We start from the raw sequence: 18,802 nt of genomic DNA on the forward strand, positions 1-18,802 counted from the left end.
TTTTTTTACGCAAAAACCTCTTACCGTTTATAAAGGCTTTTAAGCGATTATTAAGTACCTGTTTAGTGCTGATTTTTACTTTTATTGGCTTATAGAATACCAAACTAAACACCGCTATGAAAAAACGATTACTCTTCGTTGCACTTGCCTTCTCCTTAATAATCCAAGCACAAACCAATTCAAACCAGAGAGGAAGTAAGACCATGACGGTTACTTATTTGGGTACCTCTCCCAAACTGACTGAAATTAAACCCATAAGCAGCTTTCCAGAGAAAGCCCGTTTTGAAGATGGTGTATATGTTGTGCCAAATAAATTATCCAAGTCTGGGGTTATTGATCGTATTGAGAATCCAATTTCAGACCCGGTAATACAAAACTCTAATGCCCCGTTGTTTAATGGTGCAGCTGTTAAAGTTGGTTTTGATGGTGGCAGTAATCAAGATAACGCAATAGTAAACGGAATTCAAGTTGCACCGCCGGACACACAAGGGGATGTAGGTCCTAACCATTACATTCAAATGACCAACAGCGTGACTACTATTTTTGATAAAAGTGGTAACACAGTTTTTGGTCCATCACCAAACAGCGTTTTTTTTCAGAATCTAGATCCAAGATTGGCTGGTACCAATGATGGCGACCCTGTGGTCGTTTATGATCAATTTGAAGATAGATGGATAGTTAGCCAATTCGCTATTAGTGCTGGTGCTCCATATTTTATGTTGGTAGCAGTATCTCAAACTGGAGATCCGCTGGGGGCTTATAATCAATATGCTATTGACTATGGAAATGATTTTCCTGATTACCCAAAGTTGGGGGTTTGGAATGATGCCTTGTTCATAACCACTCGTGATTTCGAGAATGGTAGCTCTTTTGCAGGTTTTTCAATAGTTGCTATCGATAAGTTTGATATGTATAGCGGAATTGAAACAAATGCACAACGTTTTGAAATTGATAACCCTGATTTTGATGGTATTTTGCCGGCAGATGCTGATGGTAATATTCCTCCACCGGCGGGCGAGCCTCACTACAGTTTATATCTTTCTGCATCGGGTAATCTTTTAAATCTCGTTACTACGGCAATTGATTTTGACACTCCGGAAAACTCAACCTTGATTTTTAGTACCATTCCTGTGGCTGCTTACTCATTTTTTCAATCTCAAGTATCACAGCCTAATGGCCAAACACTAGATGCATTGCCTTTCTTTTTGATGTATCGTTTGCAGTATATGAATTTTGGAACACATGCAAGTATGCTGACCAACCATACGGTACAACAAGAATCTGGGGGGACTTTTGGGATTAGATGGTATGAGTTTAGAAAAACAGCTACGCCTTGGTCAGTTTATCAACAAGGAACTTATTTGCCTGATGATAATTTAAATAGATGGATGGGTAGTATTGCGATGAATGGTGAGGGGGATATTGCTTTAGGTTATTCCGTCGCAGGTAGCACTTTGAATCCTTCGATACGTTTTGTAGGGCAAACTTCAGATCAGAGTGGTACTGGGTCGTTGAATGTTGCTGAAACCAGCATTTTAGAAGGTACACTTTCAAGCAGAGGAACCAATAGATGGGGAGACTATGCAATGATGAGCATTGATCCGGTTGACGGAGATTTTTGGTTTACTCAAGAATATGTAAAGAATGATTTATCATTTTCGGGTTGGGGAACTTATATTTCAGAATTTGCTTTTGGCAATCCTCCAATTGCGCTTTGTCAAGATATTGCTATTAGCTTGGATGAAACCGGTATCGCAACAATTACTCCTGATCAAATTGATAATGGCTCCATTGACTTCAACGGTGGTGCGGTTACTTTGTCTTTGGATATAGACACTTTTGATTGTAGTAATCTAGGGGAAAATATGGTTAACCTTATTGTGACAGGATCAGAAGGAATACCGGCAAGTTGCAGTGCTAGAGTAGTTGTATTGGACAATATTGCTCCAATTGCAGTTTGTCAAGACATAGCAATAAGAGTAAATAGTACTGAACCAACTGAAATAACATTTGAACAAGTGGACGGTGGGTCAACGGATAATTGTGGTATCAATAACGCAACTTTCAGTAAATCTACTTTTAGCATTGCAGATATTGGCGAAAATATAATTGATGTAACAGTATCAGATGCAAATGGTAATACTTCAGTTTGTCAGTCAACCATAACCGTAATTGATGAAGCAGAAATTGGGCCTCCAATTGCAGTTTGCCAAGATTTGGTCATTCAATTGGATTCTTCAGGAAATGCATCTATAACACCCCAACAAGTTGATAATGGTTCTTTGGATGCTATTGGAGGTGCAGTGGACCTAGCTTTGGATACCACTACTTTTAATTGTTCAAATTTAGGGTTAAATACAGTCGCTTTAACTGTTACTGATGCAGGAGGTTTGACAGATATATGCACGGCAACAGTAACGGTTGAAGATAACCTACCGCCTTCTGTCGAATGCCAAAATATAGCGGTTAACTTAGATGCAGAAGGGGTAGCTACCATAACACCTGAAGAATTGATTAGAACAGGTGGTGGAGAGATTCTTGGTTTGTTTCCGTGGGCCAGTTCTAGTCCAAATACACTTTTTACGTTTGAATATGATTCTACTACCGATGATATTTCCATAAAAGACAATCCATTTGGGTCGCTCCCGGGTAATAATATTTCTATTGCCCAAAACCCAGTTGATAATCAAATCTATGTTTTACTTGATGCAGGAGCCGCACAAGCTCAGAATATAGACCGAGCTCTTTATCCCTTTGATATGGCGAGCAGAACAGTAGGCAATAAGATTACAAGTATAGTCTCTGTTGGTGGGCAGACAACACCAAATGCAATGGACTTTGATAGCGATGGAAATTTATATGTAGTTTTTAAGAATGGAGAAGTCAATAAGTTTGATTTGTTGACAGGTACTGCTTCTGCATTTGCTCAAGTTTCTTTGAACAAGGCGATGGGTCTGACGTATGATGATGACCAAAACCGTTTAATTTATGTGGCACAATCTGCAAGTGGGGCAACTACAAATCTTTTCGAGATAGACTTACAAGGTAATGTAAATTTGTTATTTGAATTAATAAGTCCTTGTGGTTCAACAGGTCAAGCAATGGACTATGTGGGTGGGGGTAAACTTTTAGCAAGCGGCACATTCGGGTGTAACCGAATATTTACTATTGATTTAAATAACCAATCCATTGAAACGATTATCAGTCCTTTAGGTATTAACGCACCAGTAGGTAACCTAAAAGATATTTTATTTTTACCTCAAGGAATTGCTGATAATTGTCAGATTGCCGATATTTCTTTGAGTCAATCTAGTTTTACTATTGATGACTTGGGTGAAAATATTGTTACAGTAACGGTTACTGATACTAGTGGAAACTCCGCTAGTTGTGAGGCGATCGTGACTATTACAGAAACTGCACCGTTCGTTACCACGTGGAATACTTCAATTCCTGATGAGTCTGATGATAGAACTATTGTGATACCAACATTTGATGGTGAGGACTATAATTATAGTGTAAACTGGGGTGATGGTCAAATAGAAACCGGTCTTACCGGTGATGCTACACATATTTATGATGTTTCAGGTACTTATCAGGTCAGTATTTCGGGTGATTTTCCTAGAATATATTTTGCCGGAATCGGTGACAATTCAAAAATAGTTTCTGTCGACCAGTGGGGTGAAATTCAATGGACATCAATGGAAGATGCCTTTAACGGCTGTAATAATCTAGATGTAGTCGCTACGGACGTTCCAGATTTATCACAAGTGACAAACCTCAGCAGAATGTTGGCGGGCTGTAATAGCCTTGTCGGGAATACCACCTTCAATGATTGGGATGTAAGTACAATTACTAAGATGAATGCTTTCTTTTCTCAAGCTAACTCATTTACCCAAGACTTGGATAAGTGGAACGTTTCCAATGTGGAGGAAATGTCGGGGATGTTTTTTGTTAATACAGGTTTTAATGGAAACATTGGCACTTGGGATGTCTCTAATGTAAGGGCTATGAATCAAATGTTCCAAAATGCAACTGCATTCAATCAAGATTTAAACAATTGGAATACAGGGAGCGTAACGGATATGCAGTTAATGTTCGCTGATGCTACTGCATTCAATGGAGATATTACAAATTGGAATACCTCTAACGTCTTTTTTACATTCGGAATGTTCGAGAATGCTATAGTCTTTAATCGCGATATAAGTTCTTGGGATGTTTCAAATGTCAGTACTATGTTTTCGATGTTTGAATCTGCTACAAGCTTTGACCAAGACCTAAGTGCTTGGGACATTAGCAGTATTTTTCAGCAAACACCTGAAACGGGTATGGCGTCTATGTTCTTGAATGCCGGCATTTCACAAACAAACTATGACAATACTTTAATAGGTTGGGCCACTTTATCAGATAGTGAAAGTCAAATACCTCTTGATGTTGTTTTTGATGGTGGTAATAGCCAATTTTGTTTGAGTGAGCTGGCCCGTCAGAATTTAATTGACTCTTTTGGCTGGACCATAACAGACGGTGGAATAACGGCAGATTGCGAAAGGCCTTTTGTGACTACTTGGAAAACGGATAATGAAGGTGTTTCAGCGGATAACCAAATAACCATACCAACCTTCCCAGGAGAAACCTATAATTATACAGTAGATTGGGGAGATGGCTCTAATACGGAAAATGTAGTTGGAAATATTACACATACATATGATGAACCAGGAACCTATGTGGTTTCTATATGGGGAGATTTTCCTAGATTCTTCTTTACAGAGGCTGCGGACTTACAGAAAATTAGCAATATCAATCAATGGGGTGATTTGATATGGTCTTCCTTTGATGGAATGTTTGTTAATTGCTCTAATCTGGATATTTCAGCTATTGATATACCTATTTTAACAGAGGTAGAGTCTTTTAGAGCTGCATTTTTTGGTTGTTCAAACTTGATATGGAATCAGACAGTCGGAAATTGGGATATGAGTAATGCTGTAAACCTTTCAGCTATGTTTTCAAATGCTACTGTATTTAATCAAGATATAAATACTTGGAATTTAGAAAACGTAGAAACAATTAATGACATGTTTAACGGGGCTACTTTTTTCAATCAAAGCCTCAGCAATTGGAAGTTTCCCAAAGTGAATTCTTTAAATAGTTTATTTCAAGATGCTTCTTCTTTTAATCAGGATATAAGCGGTTGGGATTTAAGCAATATATCTGATATCGGGGAACTCTTTTTTGGAGCATCTAGTTTTAATCAAGATATAGGAGGGTGGAATGTTGAAAATGTTATATCTATGTTTGGCACTTTTTATGATGCGATTTCTTTCAACCAAGATTTGAATGATTGGAATGTTTCAAAGGTTCGAGACATGAATTATATGTTTAAAGGAGCTAACACATTCAACGGTAAAATTGGAAGTTGGCAGGTTTCCGAATTAGTTGCTTTTGGATGGAGTTTTCAGGGAGCATCTAGTTTTAATCAGGATTTAAGTCAATGGAAGATTACAAATGTTATTGACATGAGGGGTTTGTTCGATGAATCTGGACTTTCAAACGAAAACTATGACGAAACTTTAATAAGTTGGAGCCAATTACCTTCTCTGCAAAACCAAGTGCAATTAGATGCCCCTAATAATGAATATTGTTTATCCGAAGCGGCCAGACGAAACATCATAGACACCTACGGTTGGACCATCAATGATGGTGGAAAGGCCGCAAACTGCATCGAAACGGAATGTACGACCTTCTCCAATATAGCTTTGGGTAAAACTGCAATCCAATCAACAACTTACGGTGATGGTGTGGCTAGCATAGCGATTGATGGTAATACCTTTGGTGATTCTCCTTGGACAGCTGATGCAACCCTACAGCATACTATTAGTGGTGAGTTTCAACCATGGTGGCAAGTAGATTTAGGCGAAACTTCGGCTATAAAAGGCATTACAATTTTTAATAGGACCGATAAGTTACTGGCTAGATTAAACAATTTTTACATACTCATTTCAGAAACGCCCTTTAATGAAACTGCCACCTTATCAGAATTATTGGTAGATGATACCATACTGAACTACTTTTTTGAAGGAGAAGCTGGTTTAGAGGAAAATTTTGATTTTGATGCCAATGGTCGTTATGTTCGTATTCAATTATCAGGCACGGGTACGTTACACATGGCTGAAGTTGAGGTTTTGGGCTGTGCAGTTGAAGCAGTACAAAGACCTTTTGTCACTACTTGGAAGACGGACAATATGGGATTATTAGAGGATAATCAAGTTACCATCCCAACTTTCCCAGGCGAAACGTATAATTACACGGTAGATTGGGGTGATGGTACGACTACGGAAAATGTAACTGGTGATATAACACATACTTATTCTTCTAGTGGTACTTACACGGTGTCTATTAGCGGCGATTTTCCACGTATTTACCTAAGTAGTTCCATCAGCAATGCGCAAAAGCTATTGACGATTGAACAATGGGGTGATATTGTTTGGAGTTCAATGGAAGAGGCTTTTTATGCTAGTGATCCAAATATTACCGCTAGTGATGTTCCTAATTTAACTAACGTAACATCCTTGAAAAGCATGTTTTATGCTTGTCCAGGTTTAAGAAACGAAAACTTATCCATGAATAATTGGGATGTGAGCGGGATTGAAGACATGGCCTCCATGTTTACTCTTAGTGGTATTTCGGGTATTAAAATACCAGACTGGGATGTAGGAAATGTTAAAGATATGAGTAGCATGTTTGTCTTCGGTTCTATAACTTTTGATATTAACCAATGGGATGTTAGTAGTGTTATTGATATGTCTAATATGTTTTTTGATTGTTCGATTGGTCAAAGTTTAGAGAATTGGGATGTTAGTAGTGTTATTGATATGTCTAATATTTTTGGTGACCCCTCGATGACAAACGACGATTATGACAAGACCTTAATCGGTTGGAGCCAATTACCCTCATTACAGAGCGGTGTACAATTGGATGCACCGAGTAAACAATATTGTTTGTCTGAAGAGGCAAGACAAAGTATTATTGATATTTACGGTTGGACCATCAATGATGGCGGTAAGGCAGTTGACTGTGAAGAAACTGAATGTACCTCATTTACAAACATTGCCTTAAACAAGATAGCTACACAATCTTCAACTTATGGCGATGGTGTTGCAAGTATTGCCATTGATGGTAATACTTTCGGCGATTCCCCTTGGACTGCCGATGCGACTTTACAACATACGATTAGTGGGGAGTTCCAGTCATGGTGGCAAGTAGATTTGGGAGAAATATCGACAATTAAAGGACTGAATATCTTCAATAGAACAGATAAGTTGCAAGGTAGATTGAATAATTTCTATATTCTTATTTCGGAGACACCTTTTAGCGAGACGGCCACCTTATCAGAATTATTGACTGATGGTACCATATTTAACTACTTTTTCGAGGGAGAAGCAGGTTTGGAAGAGAATTTTGATTTTGAAACCAATGGTCGTTATGTGCGTGTTCAGTTATCTGGAATAGGCACTTTACATTTGGCAGAGGTTGAGGTGATGGGCTGTGCAGGTGAATTAACACAAAGACCTTTTGTCACCACTTGGAAAACAGATAATCCTGGTGAATCTGAAGACAATCAGATATCCATTCCGACATTTGACGGAGAAACCTATGATTACTTTGTGGATTGGGGTGACGGTACTACATCTGAAAATGTAACAGCTGATATTACACATTCCTATGCTGTGCCAGGAAGCTACACGGTTTCGATTTCAGGTGAGTTTCCGAGGGTTTATTTTAATTATTACGGAGACTCCAACAAATTGTTAAGTGTTGATGAATGGGGTAGTATCAAGTGGTCATCTATGGAAGATGCATTTTCAGGAGCTCGCAACTTGGATGTTATTGCTGAAGATGTACCCGACCTTTCCCAGGTTATCACAACACGTAATATGTTTGCTAATTGTAGAAATTTAAAAGGGACCATAAGTTTTGATAATTGGGATGTTTCAAATATAGAAAATATGGATTCCATGTTCGTGTGGGCACTTTTATTTAATCAACAGCTGAGCGAATGGGATGTTTCCAACGTCGAAAACATGAATTATATGTTCGGTTTTAACCTAGAATTTAATGGAGATATTTCGAACTGGAATACGCCAAATGTCGAGATAATGGCTGGTATGTTTGACACAGCTAATTCTTTCAACCAAGACATAGGTAATTGGAATGTTTCCAAAGTAAAAGACATGTCATTTATGTTTTTATCGTCGGAAACCTTTAATCAAAATATTAGTGGATGGGATGTATCGAACGTGACCAAGATGACTGAAACATTTCAATCGGCTCCTTTGTTTGATCAAGATTTAAGTTCTTGGCGAGTTTCAAATGTAACCGACATGTCAAGAATGTTCCAAAGTTCTGGCTTATCAAATGAAAATTATGACAAGACTTTAATAGGTTGGAGTTTGCTACCATCATTGCAAAATGGAGTTCAGTTGGACGCACCTAGTAATCAGTATTGTTCGTCCCAGGAGGCTCGCCAAAGTATTATCGACAATTACGGTTGGACCATCAATGACGGTGGTAAGGCTATTGGCTGTGAAGAAACTGAATGTACCTCATTTACAAACATTGCTTTAAATAAGATGGCTACACAATCTTCAACTTATGGTGATGGTGTTGCAAGCATAGCAGTTGATGGCAATACTTTTGGTGATTCACCTTGGACAGCTGATGCAACCCTGCAGCATACCATTAGTGGTGAGTTTCAACCATGGTGGCAAGTAGATTTGGGCGAAACTTCAGCCATAAAAGGTATCACTATTTTTAATAGGACGGATAAGTTACAGGCCAGGCTGAACAACTTCTATATTTTAATTTCAGAAACGCCATTTAGTGAAACAGCCACCTTATCAGAATTATTGGTAGATGATAACATATTGAACTACTTTTTTGAGGGGGAAGCAGGTTTAGAAGATAATGTTGATTTTGACACCAACGGTCGTTATGTTCGTATTCAATTATCTGAAACTGGTACCTTACATATGGCTGAAGTTGAGGTTTTGGGCTGTGCAGGTGAAGCGGTTCCAAGGCCTTTTGTTACTACTTGGAAGACGGACAACCCCGGTTTATCAGAGGATAATCAAATTACCATCCCAACTTTCCCAGGCGAAACGTATAACTACATTGTAGATTGGGGTGATGCCACGACCTCTGAAAATGTGACCGGTGATATTACACATACTTACGAAACACCGGGAACTTATACAGTATCGGTTAGTGGTGATTTTCCAAGAATTTACTTTAATGCTGCATTCGATGTATCAATTAATGATAGCGATAAAATTATCGCTGTAAACTCATGGGGAAATAATGAATGGAGTTCAATGCAAGTGGCTTTTTCTGGATGCGAGAATTTAAATGTAATAGCTGATGACGTTCCTAATTTGTCAATAGCCAATAGTACGGCTGCCATGTTTTTGGGCTGCAGCAATTTAGTTGGAAATTTAAAATTTAATGAATGGAATATGTCGAATATAGAGGAAATGCAATCGATGTTTAACAGGGCTATTCTATTTAATCAACCATTAAATAACTGGAATACCGAAAAAGCTCTTAATATTAATGGAATGTTCGCTTACGCAGCCAGTTTTAATCAATCTATTAATTCTTGGAATATTGAAAACGTCGAAAATATAGGGGTAATGTTTGGTTTTGCTTCCTCTTTCAATCAATCATTACAAGATTGGGATACGTCTTCTGTCACCAATATGAATGGTGTTTTCGCTGAAGCAATTACATTTAACCAAAGTTTGGAAAACTGGGATGTTTCCAAGGTGGAAGATATGTCTGGTATACTAGATTTATCTGGCCTTTCAATTGCAAATTACGACGCTACATTAATTGGCTGGAGTCAATTAGGTTCATTGCAAAATGATGTTGTCTTAGGTGCTTTTGAAAAGGAGTACTGTTTATCTGAATTTGCGAGACAAAACATTATTGATAATTTCGGTTGGATTTTTAATGATGGTGGAAAGGCCGTAGATTGTAATCCTGGTGGTTGTTTAAAACCTGGTAACCTTGCTTTTGGCAAACCAACGGAACAATCAACAACTTATGGTAACGGACTTTCGCTTTATGCAGTAGATGGCAATATTGTTGGAGAGTCACCATGGTCAGCTGATTTACAGCACACTATTTCTGGTGAATCTCAGTCTTGGTGGCAAGTTGACTTAGAGGATAATTTTTCAATTGAAAATATGGTGATTTTTAACCGTTCAGATAAGTTACAATCGCGGTTGAATAATTTTTATGTTTTGATATCAGAAACACCATTTTCACCGACCGCTACATTAGATGAACTCTTGACTGATGAAAATATTGAATATATCTTTTTTGAAGGTGCAGCAGGTCTGGAATCAGAAATTGCCTTTGAAACTACAGGTAGGTATGTACGAGTTCAATTATCAGATGTCGGTACATTGCACATGGCAGAGGTGCAAGTATTTGGATGTTCTATTGCAGTGCCATTAACGGCTAATTTAAATGAAATGAATTTATATCCAAATCCAGCGAATGATTATATTAATGTAAGTTTTTCTGAGGTAGCTAAGGTTGATGTCTTTTATGTCTATGATATAAGTGGACGAATGATTCAATCAAGTAAAGCTAATGCGAATGAGAATAATTATTTATTGAATGTAACCCAACTAACTACGGGTACGTACTTTGTAAAAGCTATTGATAATCAAGGGATTGAATATTATAAACAAATGGTAATCAAAAGATAAAGAAAAGCCACCCAACTGGGTGGCTTTTTAATTTAAGACATTTTTTAACTACTATTCCTGCATGGTGTGATAAACGTTTTGAACATCGTCATCTTCTTCAATTTTTTCTAGTAATTTTTCTACATCGGCTACCTGTTCTTCATTCAGCGCCTTAGTAACTTGAGGTATTCTTTCAAATCCTGAAGATAAAATTTCAATCTCCCTAGTTTCTAACTCTTTTTGAATAGCTCCGAAACTTTCGAAAGGGGCATATATTAAAATCCCATCATCATCCACAAAAACTTCTTCTGCACCAAAATCAATGAATTCTAGTTCTAGTTCTTCAGCATCAATACCTTCTGATGGTATTCTAAAGTTACATGTATGGTCAAACATAAATTCTACAGAGCCTGAGGTGCCTAAGCTACCATTACATTTGTTGAAATAACTTCTAACATTTGCAACCGTTCGGGTATTGTTATCAGTTGCAGTTTCGATAAGCACCGCGATACCATGCGGAGCATAACCTTCAAACAAAACTTCTTTATAATCACCAAGACTTTTATCACTTGCTCTTTTAATAGCACGTTCTACATTGTCTTTTGGCATATTAACTGCCTTAGCATTTTGGATAACAGCCCTAAGTCTTGAATTGGCATCTGGATCCGGACCACCTTCTTTTACGGCCATAACAATATCTTTACCAATGCGTGTGAACGCTTTGGACATTGCTGACCATCTTTTCATTTTACGTGCTTTTCTGAATTCGAAAGCTCTTCCCATAAAAACTAAATTTTAGAACGAAAGCAAATTTAAGAAATCACTTTGCATTAGCAAATAAGGCAATAAGTATTACGAATTTACAATCGACTCAATTGTTGCGGCCAAATTGAAATCATTTTGAGTAATACCGCCAACATCATGTGTGTTTAATTTGATAGTTAAGGAGTTGTATACATTCTCCCATTGAGGATGGTGATTTTGAGCTTCACATTCAAATGCAATCCGAGTCATTATTGCAAAAGTTGTTTTGAAGTCTTTAAATTTATAGGATGTAGTGATTGAACCATTTTCATAGGTCCACCCGGTTAGTTTTGTAAGCTCTTGTTCTATTTGTAAATCGTTCAACTTTTCCATATTAATAAATTTAATCAATCTACGGTTAAATGATGGTCTATTATTTCTTGTGAAGTAATACTTAAATTTTTAGGGAGCTTATTATCTTTTGGAAGCACAGCCAAGTAACGATCTTCATTGGTGGTATAAACTTTTTTTAGAATTGAATCATAATTACCTAAACGATGAATAACTTCTTTGATAAAATCTTGATGGTGAATTAAATCTGTACTTCCTAAATGAAAAATACCATACTTGTCTTGATTAATTAAATAGTGTATCTGTTGTGTTAGTCTATCGTCATTCGTAACATTAATAATTAGATTAGGAAACACTTCTATTGGTTCATTCAAATCAAGCAATGCCTTTATTTCTTTAATTCTGGGTGATGTATTGCCAAAAACCATAGGTACCCTTAAAATACCTACTTTAGTTTTAGGCATGCGCATCATCATGTTTTCTATTCTAATTTTCAACCTTCCATAAATACTTTCGGAGAGGGTTTTGTCATTTTCATAAGAAGGATATTTACTGTAAGCATCAAAAACATTTGCCGAAGAAATAAAGTATAGTTTACACTTAGATTTTAATAGATATTCCATCAAATGAAGATGTGCTTGAACTTGAGAAGTGAAATCCCCTCTTAAAGCAGAAATAATGTAGTTAGGTTGGGTGGCGTCAAGTATTTTAAAAATATCATCTTCTTGTATATCATATCTAAAAAACTTCTTATTTTCTCTGTATAACGGATTCGTACAATATGTTCCGTAAGTATCAAAGTAATTACAGAGTTCCTTATATAGCGCATTCCCAATGAATCCGCTTGCACCGAGTATGAGTATTTTTTTCTTTTTATTGTCCAAAACAGAATACTAGCTTTTATAAAAAGGTAGTTTTATCACTGTTGCAGGAATGGCATTTTTTCGAATTTGAATATTAATTTTACTCCCTACTTCAGAAAATATTTTCGGTACATACCCCAAACCAATGCCTTTACTTAAAGAAGGAGACATAGTCCCAGAAGTGACGACACCAATTTTTTTGCCTTGACCATCAACAATATCATAATCATGCCGTGGAATACCGCGTCCATCTAATTCAAAAGCTATAAGTTTTCGTTCTAGCCCATGGGCCTTCTCTTTTTCAAGAGCTTCACTATTTACAAAGTCTTTTGTGAATTTGGTAACCCAACCAAGGCCAGCTTCCAATGGCGAAGTATTGTCGTCAATATCATTACCATATAAACAATAACCCATCTCTAAACGTAAAGTGTCTCTTGCAGCTAATCCGATTGGTTTGATGCCGAAATTTGCCCCTGCTTCAAGTACTTTATCCCAAACCTGTTTAACCTCTGAGTTTTTACAGTAGATTTCAAAACCTCCAGAACCAGTATACCCAGTTGCAGAAATAATAACATGTTCAATACCGGCAAAATCACCAACTAGAAAATTATAAAACTTAATCGCCGATAAATCATGGGATGATAATGATTGCATAGCTTCTACTGCTTTTGGACCTTGAATGGCAAGTAATGAGTAATTATCAGATAAATCTCGCATTTCAGCCCCAATTGCCTCATTATACTTTAAAATATGATTCCAATCTTTTTCAATATTTGAGGCATTAACGACCAATAAATACGTTTCATCTTTAATTTTATAAATAATTAGATCATCAACAACACCTCCATTTTCGTTAGGTAAATAACTATATTGGGCTTTACCCACACTTAATTTTGTAGCATCATTAGCACTTACTTTTTGAATTAAATCTAACGCATTAGGACCTTCTATTAAAAATTCTCCCATATGAGAAACATCAAATACTCCTACTGATTTTCTAACAGTTTCATGTTCAATATTAACGCCTTCATAAGAAACAGGCATATTGTAACCGGCAAAAGGGACCATTTTAGCTCCTAAGGCCGCATGAGTTTGTGTAAGTGCTGTATTTTTCATCCGCTAATATTATTTTTTATCAGTCAAATGGAATTCGCCTTTAAATATTTTAGCAGACATTATACCTGTCTTTGGCTCATTTCATTGTTCATTATTAATCGTCGTAAAAATATTGAAATATTGATGGAAGATTAGTAATAATTAAGAATGTTTTTTAAATAAAATTATGATTGAAGTAGATGCGATTTAAGCCCGTCGTACGAAGATATTTTAAGAGCAATTTTTGTTTTACCCATTACTTTTTTTATTTGTTCAGGTATGCTTGGACTTATATTTAAGGTCTCTTCAACTACATCTAGAAATTTTACGGGATGAGCTGTTTCAAGAAAAACACCAAATGTGTTTGGATTATGTTTTTGATAATGTTGTAAGCCTAGATATCCGACAGCTCCATGGGGGTCGGTTACATATCTTGTTTTATTGTAAATTTTTGTCATTGTTGCTTTGGTGGTGACATCGTCAAAAGAATACGAAGAAAAGTTCTCTTTAAGTTTCGAAAAATCATTTTCATATAATTCTCGAATTCTAATAAAATTACTAGGGTCGCCAACATCCATTGCATTTGAAATAGTAGCTGTAGATGGTTTTGGTTGATATTCGCCAGTTTTCATGAACTGTGGTACAGTATCGTTAACGTTTGTTGCCGCAATAAAATGTTTGACCGGCATTCCAAGTTTTTGAGCTACCATACCCGCGCAAACATTACCAAAATTACCAGAAGGTATAGAAAAAACGATGTCTCTACCTTTTGCTTTTACTTGTTTAAACGCGAATAAGAAATACAATAATTGTGGTAACCATCTAGCTACATTAATACTATTTGCAGAGGTTAATTTTTTATGCTTTGTAATTTCATTATCTAAAAAAGCTCTCTTTACCATTCGTTGACAATCATCGAAGGTGCCATCAACTTCTAAGGCAGTAATGTTTTTGCCTAAAGTAGTAAGTTGTTTTTCTTGAATTTCACTGACTTTACCACTAGGATATAATATGACCACCTTAACCCCTTTAACTCCAAGAAAACCATTGGCAACAGCCCCTCCGGTATCACCAGATGTAGCAACCAAAACAGTGACTTCTTCATTATTTCCTTCAGAAAAGTATCCTAAACAATTAGCCATAAAGCGCGCGCCTACATCTTTAAAGGCCATGGTAGGACCATGAAATAATTCCAGTGCAACTATATTTTCTTCAATTTCAACTATTGGAAAATCAAAATCAAGTACTTCATCTAAAATAGCATTCAGTTTTGAGTCAGGAATAGTTTCTGAAACAAATTGATGGATTGCGGTAAAAGCAATTTCTTTGTTTGATAGTAATTCAATCTTATCAAAAAATGAATAGGGCAGTGGTTTTATTTCTTTAGGGAAGTACAAGCCTTTATCCGGTGCAATACCTGATATTACAGCCTCGTCAAATGATACTTCAGGAGATTGGTGATTTAGACTGTAGAATTTCATAATTATATTAATTTGACTCCTTTTGAACAGATTTTAGAAACGTGAACATCAAAATCTAAACCAATTTCTTCGTATACTTTAGACATGGTTTGCGCCACTATTTGTGCAGTTTCTTGTCCTTTACTTAATGCAAAAATAGACGGGCCAGAACCAGAAATTCCGCAACCTAAAGCACCAGCACTAATGGCCGAAGCTTTTACGGCGTCGAAACCCGGAATTAAGATGGAACGAACAGGTTCAATAATATGGTCTTCTAATGAACGACTTATTAACTCATAATCTTCAGTAAATAAACCAGCTATTAATCCACCTAAATTACCCCACTGCTTAATTCCTTTTTCTAATGAAATATTAGTTTTTAATATTTTACGAGAATCGGAAGTTTTAATTTCTATTTGTGGGTGTATTACTGTTGCATATAGTTGGTTGGGTGTATTAACAGGCACTATGTCTAGCGGCTCATAACTTCTAACGAGGGTAAATCCGCCAAAAATTGCAGGCGCCACATTATCAGCATGAGCCACGTTGCTTGCTAATTTTTCCCCCTGCATGGCAAACTGAACTAGTTCAAGTTTTGAAAACTGTTTATCAATTAATTCATTCATTGCCCAAACGGCTCCAGCTGAACTTGCAGCACTACTACCTATACCGCTACCTGGTTTTATATTTTTAAAAATTTCTATTTCAAACCCGCCTTTGTAATTACTTGCATTTAAAAGTGCTAAACCAGCGACTCCAGCAACATTTTTGTTAGTTTCTAAGGGTAAATCTTGACCCTCAATTTTTGTAATTTTAATACCTGGAGTTTCCTTTTTGCGCACTAACATTTCATCTCCAACAGATTCCAATGCTAATCCGAGAACATCAAAGCCGCAGGAAACATTGGCGATTGTAGCTGGGCAAAAAACCTTGATTTCTTTCATCATTAGAAATTTCCAATTCTAACTACATCCGCAAAAATACCAGATGCAGTAACATCTGCTCCGGCTCCAGCTCCTTTAATTATCATAGGTTGATTAATATATCTTTCCGTGTAAAAAAGAATAATATTATCACTTCCCTCAAGACTATAAAAATCATGGCCTTTAGGTATTTCTTGTAATCCTACTTTGGCGGTTCCATTCTCAAATTGAGCCACATATTTTAATTTACATTCTTTTTTGGCTGCATTCTGATAAAGTCTTTGAAAATCTGATTCATATTTTATCAAAGAGTCAAAAAACTGTTCGTTGGAATTGGTTTCAAGACTTTCTTGGGGTAGGAATGCATCATTTTTAATGGCTTCAATTTCTAATTCATGACCACTTTCTCTAGCTAAAATTAAAATTTTTCTCATCACATCAATACCACTTAAATCTATGGTGGGGTCAGGTTCTGTATAACCTTCTTCTTGGGCTTGTTTCACAACATCATGAAATGTGGTGGTGTCATTAAAGTTATTAAAGACAAAATTTAGACTACCCGATAATACAGCTTGTATTTTTATGATTTTATCACCTGAAGCAATAAGGTGTTTAAGTGTGTCTATAATGGGTAGGCCAGCACCGACATTAGTTTCAAATAAAAACGGTGAATTATATTGCTTAGCTAATTTTTTAAGTTCTTTATAATTTGAGTACTCTGATGAACAAGCAATTTTATTACAAGTAACAACCGATATGCTACTTTTTAAATATGTTGCATAGTGGCTCGCAATTGTTTTATTTGCCGTATTATCAACGAATATGCTATTTCTGTAATTAAGTTCTTTGATAGCTTGAATAAATCGTTCAGAATTCGCTTTTTGACCTTCGTCTAAGAAATTTTGCCAATTTTCAAGTGGAATACCATTCTCATGAAAAGCCATAGTTCTTGAATTAGAAATTCCGATGACCCTTAAGTTGAGTTTTAATTCTTCTTTTAAATAGCTTTTTTGAAGTCTTATTTGCTCTAAAAATTTGGAACCTACATTTCCAACTCCCATAACAAATAGGTTGAGCTGTTTTATATTTTCTTCAAAAAAGGTCTCATGTAAAGTGTTTAATGCCTTTTTAACGTCTTCCTTGCGAATAACCGCAGAGATATTACGTTCAGATGCTCCTTGAGCTATTGCACTTATGTTCACATTGTTTTTACCTAAAGTACTAAACATTTTACCGCTCAGTCCTTGATGACTTTTCATATTATCACCAACAAGTGCGATTATAGCCAATTCGCTTTCGATACTAATTTCTTTTATTTTGTTCGAGGCAATTTCATATTCAAAAGCTTTGTTAATGGCTAATAAAGCTTTTTTGGCATCTTTATCAGAAATACCAACACATATTGAGTGTTCAGAGGACGCCTGAGTAATCATTACCACACTAATTTGTTCATGTGATAAAGTTTCAAAAAACCGCTTAGAAACACCGGGTATTCCAACCATGCCGGGACCTTCAAGTGATAATAAAGAGATTTCACTAACATGACTAATTCCTCTAACAGTTTTTCCGCTGCCGTTTTTGTTTTTGGTGATGGTTGTACCTTCATCATCGGGTGCAAATGTGTTTTTGATGATGATTGGAATTTCTTTATGCAGTACTGGTTGAATTGTTGGAGGGTAAAGTACTTTAGCACCAAAATGTGAAAGTTCCATTGCCTCCTCATAAGAAATATGTGCAACACATTTGGCTTGTTTGACCAATTTAGGATTTGCGGTATACATGCCACTAACATCTGTCCATATTTCTAAAACTTCAGCATTCGTAGCAGCGGCCAGAATAGCTGCGCTATAATCTGAACCACCACGTCCTAAAGTAGTTGGTTTTCCGCTATAAGAAGAAGAAACAAAACCGGGTATAATAGTAACTTTATGAGGCGTATTGGTAAAGTAATTATTGCAATGCGTGTATGTTAATTCAAAATCAACAGTCGCACTACCAAAAACTTCATCGGTTATTATTAGTTCTCTACCGTTTTTTAATTCAAGTTCGATTCCCTCGCTTTTAAAGAATTGACTGATGATAAAAGAAGAAAGTATTTCTCCATAACTAACTACTTTATCTCCGAGCTTTGGTGTTACTTCACCAATTAGGTATGAGCCTTCTAAAAGCGTTTCTAAATCATTGAGTTCGCTTTTAACTTTACTTAATATGCCGCTTTGTAATTCAACTGGGAATAATTCTTTAATTGTTTGTAAATGACGTTCTTCAATCTTATTCAAATTATTTTCATAATTTAAATCTTGTTGAGATGCTAAATTTAAAGTACTAAGAAGTAAATCAGTAACTCCTCCAAAGGCTGAAACTACAACTGCCATTTTGGTTCCTTCATTTTTTTGAAGAATATTTTTTACGAGTTTAATATTCTCAGCATTGGCTACCGAAGTACCACCAAATTTTAAAATTTTCATGATGCGAATTCTTGAATATGCAATAGGTAATATCTAAATAGGACGGACAATTGAATATATAGCAGTTTACCCCAAAGGGGTAGTTATAAAAAAAGTAATGATGCTATTACTATTTAGAATCATCGAAATTGTTTTATTGGCGATTGATTA

Annotated in this window: 8 protein-coding genes; 1 reads left to right on the forward strand and 7 read right to left on the reverse strand. The window is 36.2% G+C overall.

Features of this window, described 5'->3' with window-relative positions:
- Window positions 1–116 precede the first annotated feature (116 nt).
- A complete protein-coding gene (locus RM520_RS13330; RefSeq protein ID WP_311388327.1) occupies window positions 117–10,769 on the forward strand; it encodes a BspA family leucine-rich repeat surface protein in 10,653 nt (3,550 codons plus the stop codon).
- Between the two features lie 51 nt (window positions 10,770–10,820).
- Here RM520_RS13330 and RM520_RS13335 read toward each other — a convergent pair whose 3' ends face one another.
- From RM520_RS13335 to thrA, 7 genes are all read right to left on the reverse strand, one after another.
- On the reverse strand, window positions 10,821–11,531 hold the full coding sequence (locus RM520_RS13335; protein ID WP_311386342.1) for a YebC/PmpR family DNA-binding transcriptional regulator: 711 nt from the start codon (window positions 11,529–11,531) through the stop codon (window positions 10,821–10,823).
- Between the two features lie 69 nt (window positions 11,532–11,600).
- On the reverse strand, window positions 11,601–11,885 hold the full coding sequence (locus RM520_RS13340) for a 4a-hydroxytetrahydrobiopterin dehydratase (RefSeq protein ID WP_311386343.1): 285 nt from the start codon (window positions 11,883–11,885) through the stop codon (window positions 11,601–11,603).
- Between the two features lie 14 nt (window positions 11,886–11,899).
- Window positions 11,900–12,727 (reverse strand): sugar nucleotide-binding protein, encoded by an 828-nt coding sequence (locus tag RM520_RS13345; protein ID WP_311388328.1) that lies wholly within the window; start codon window positions 12,725–12,727, stop codon window positions 11,900–11,902.
- A gap of 9 nt (window positions 12,728–12,736) precedes the next feature.
- Entirely contained in the window at window positions 12,737–13,822 is a 1,086-nt protein-coding gene (gene gcvT, locus RM520_RS13350; RefSeq protein WP_311388329.1) for a glycine cleavage system aminomethyltransferase GcvT, read from the reverse strand.
- A gap of 164 nt (window positions 13,823–13,986) precedes the next feature.
- The gene (thrC, locus tag RM520_RS13355) at window positions 13,987–15,282 is read right to left on the reverse strand and encodes a threonine synthase (RefSeq protein ID WP_311388330.1); all 1,296 of its coding nucleotides are present in this window, start codon (window positions 15,280–15,282) and stop codon (window positions 13,987–13,989) included.
- 2 nt (window positions 15,283–15,284) lie between these two features.
- Window positions 15,285–16,205: a homoserine kinase gene (locus tag RM520_RS13360; protein WP_311388331.1), complete on the reverse strand. Its 921-nt coding sequence runs from the start codon at window positions 16,203–16,205 to the stop codon at window positions 15,285–15,287.
- Window positions 16,206–16,207: 2 nt separating this feature from the next.
- Entirely contained in the window at window positions 16,208–18,652 is a 2,445-nt protein-coding gene (gene thrA / locus RM520_RS13365) for a bifunctional aspartate kinase/homoserine dehydrogenase I (RefSeq protein WP_311388332.1), read from the reverse strand.
- Window positions 18,653–18,802: the final 150 nt, after the last annotated feature.

The organism is Croceitalea vernalis (genome assembly GCF_031846405.1).
In the GTDB taxonomy this organism is placed as follows: domain Bacteria; phylum Bacteroidota; class Bacteroidia; order Flavobacteriales; family Flavobacteriaceae; genus Croceitalea; species Croceitalea vernalis.

Excerpts from the sequence above, each read along its gene's own strand:
- RM520_RS13330 (WP_311388327.1), top strand. The coding sequence starts at position 117 with ATGAAAAAACGATTACTCTTCGTTGCACTTGCCTTCTCCTTAATAATC.
- thrC (WP_311388330.1), bottom strand. The coding sequence starts at position 15,282 with ATGAAATTCTACAGTCTAAATCACCAATCTCCTGAAGTATCATTTGAC.
- thrA (WP_311388332.1), bottom strand. The coding sequence starts at position 18,652 with ATGAAAATTTTAAAATTTGGTGGTACTTCGGTAGCCAATGCTGAGAAT.
- gcvT (WP_311388329.1), bottom strand. The coding sequence starts at position 13,822 with ATGAAAAATACAGCACTTACACAAACTCATGCGGCCTTAGGAGCTAAA.
- RM520_RS13360 (WP_311388331.1), bottom strand. The coding sequence starts at position 16,205 with ATGAAAGAAATCAAGGTTTTTTGCCCAGCTACAATCGCCAATGTTTCC.
- RM520_RS13335 (WP_311386342.1), bottom strand. The coding sequence starts at position 11,531 with ATGGGAAGAGCTTTCGAATTCAGAAAAGCACGTAAAATGAAAAGATGG.
- RM520_RS13340 (WP_311386343.1), bottom strand. The coding sequence starts at position 11,885 with ATGGAAAAGTTGAACGATTTACAAATAGAACAAGAGCTTACAAAACTA.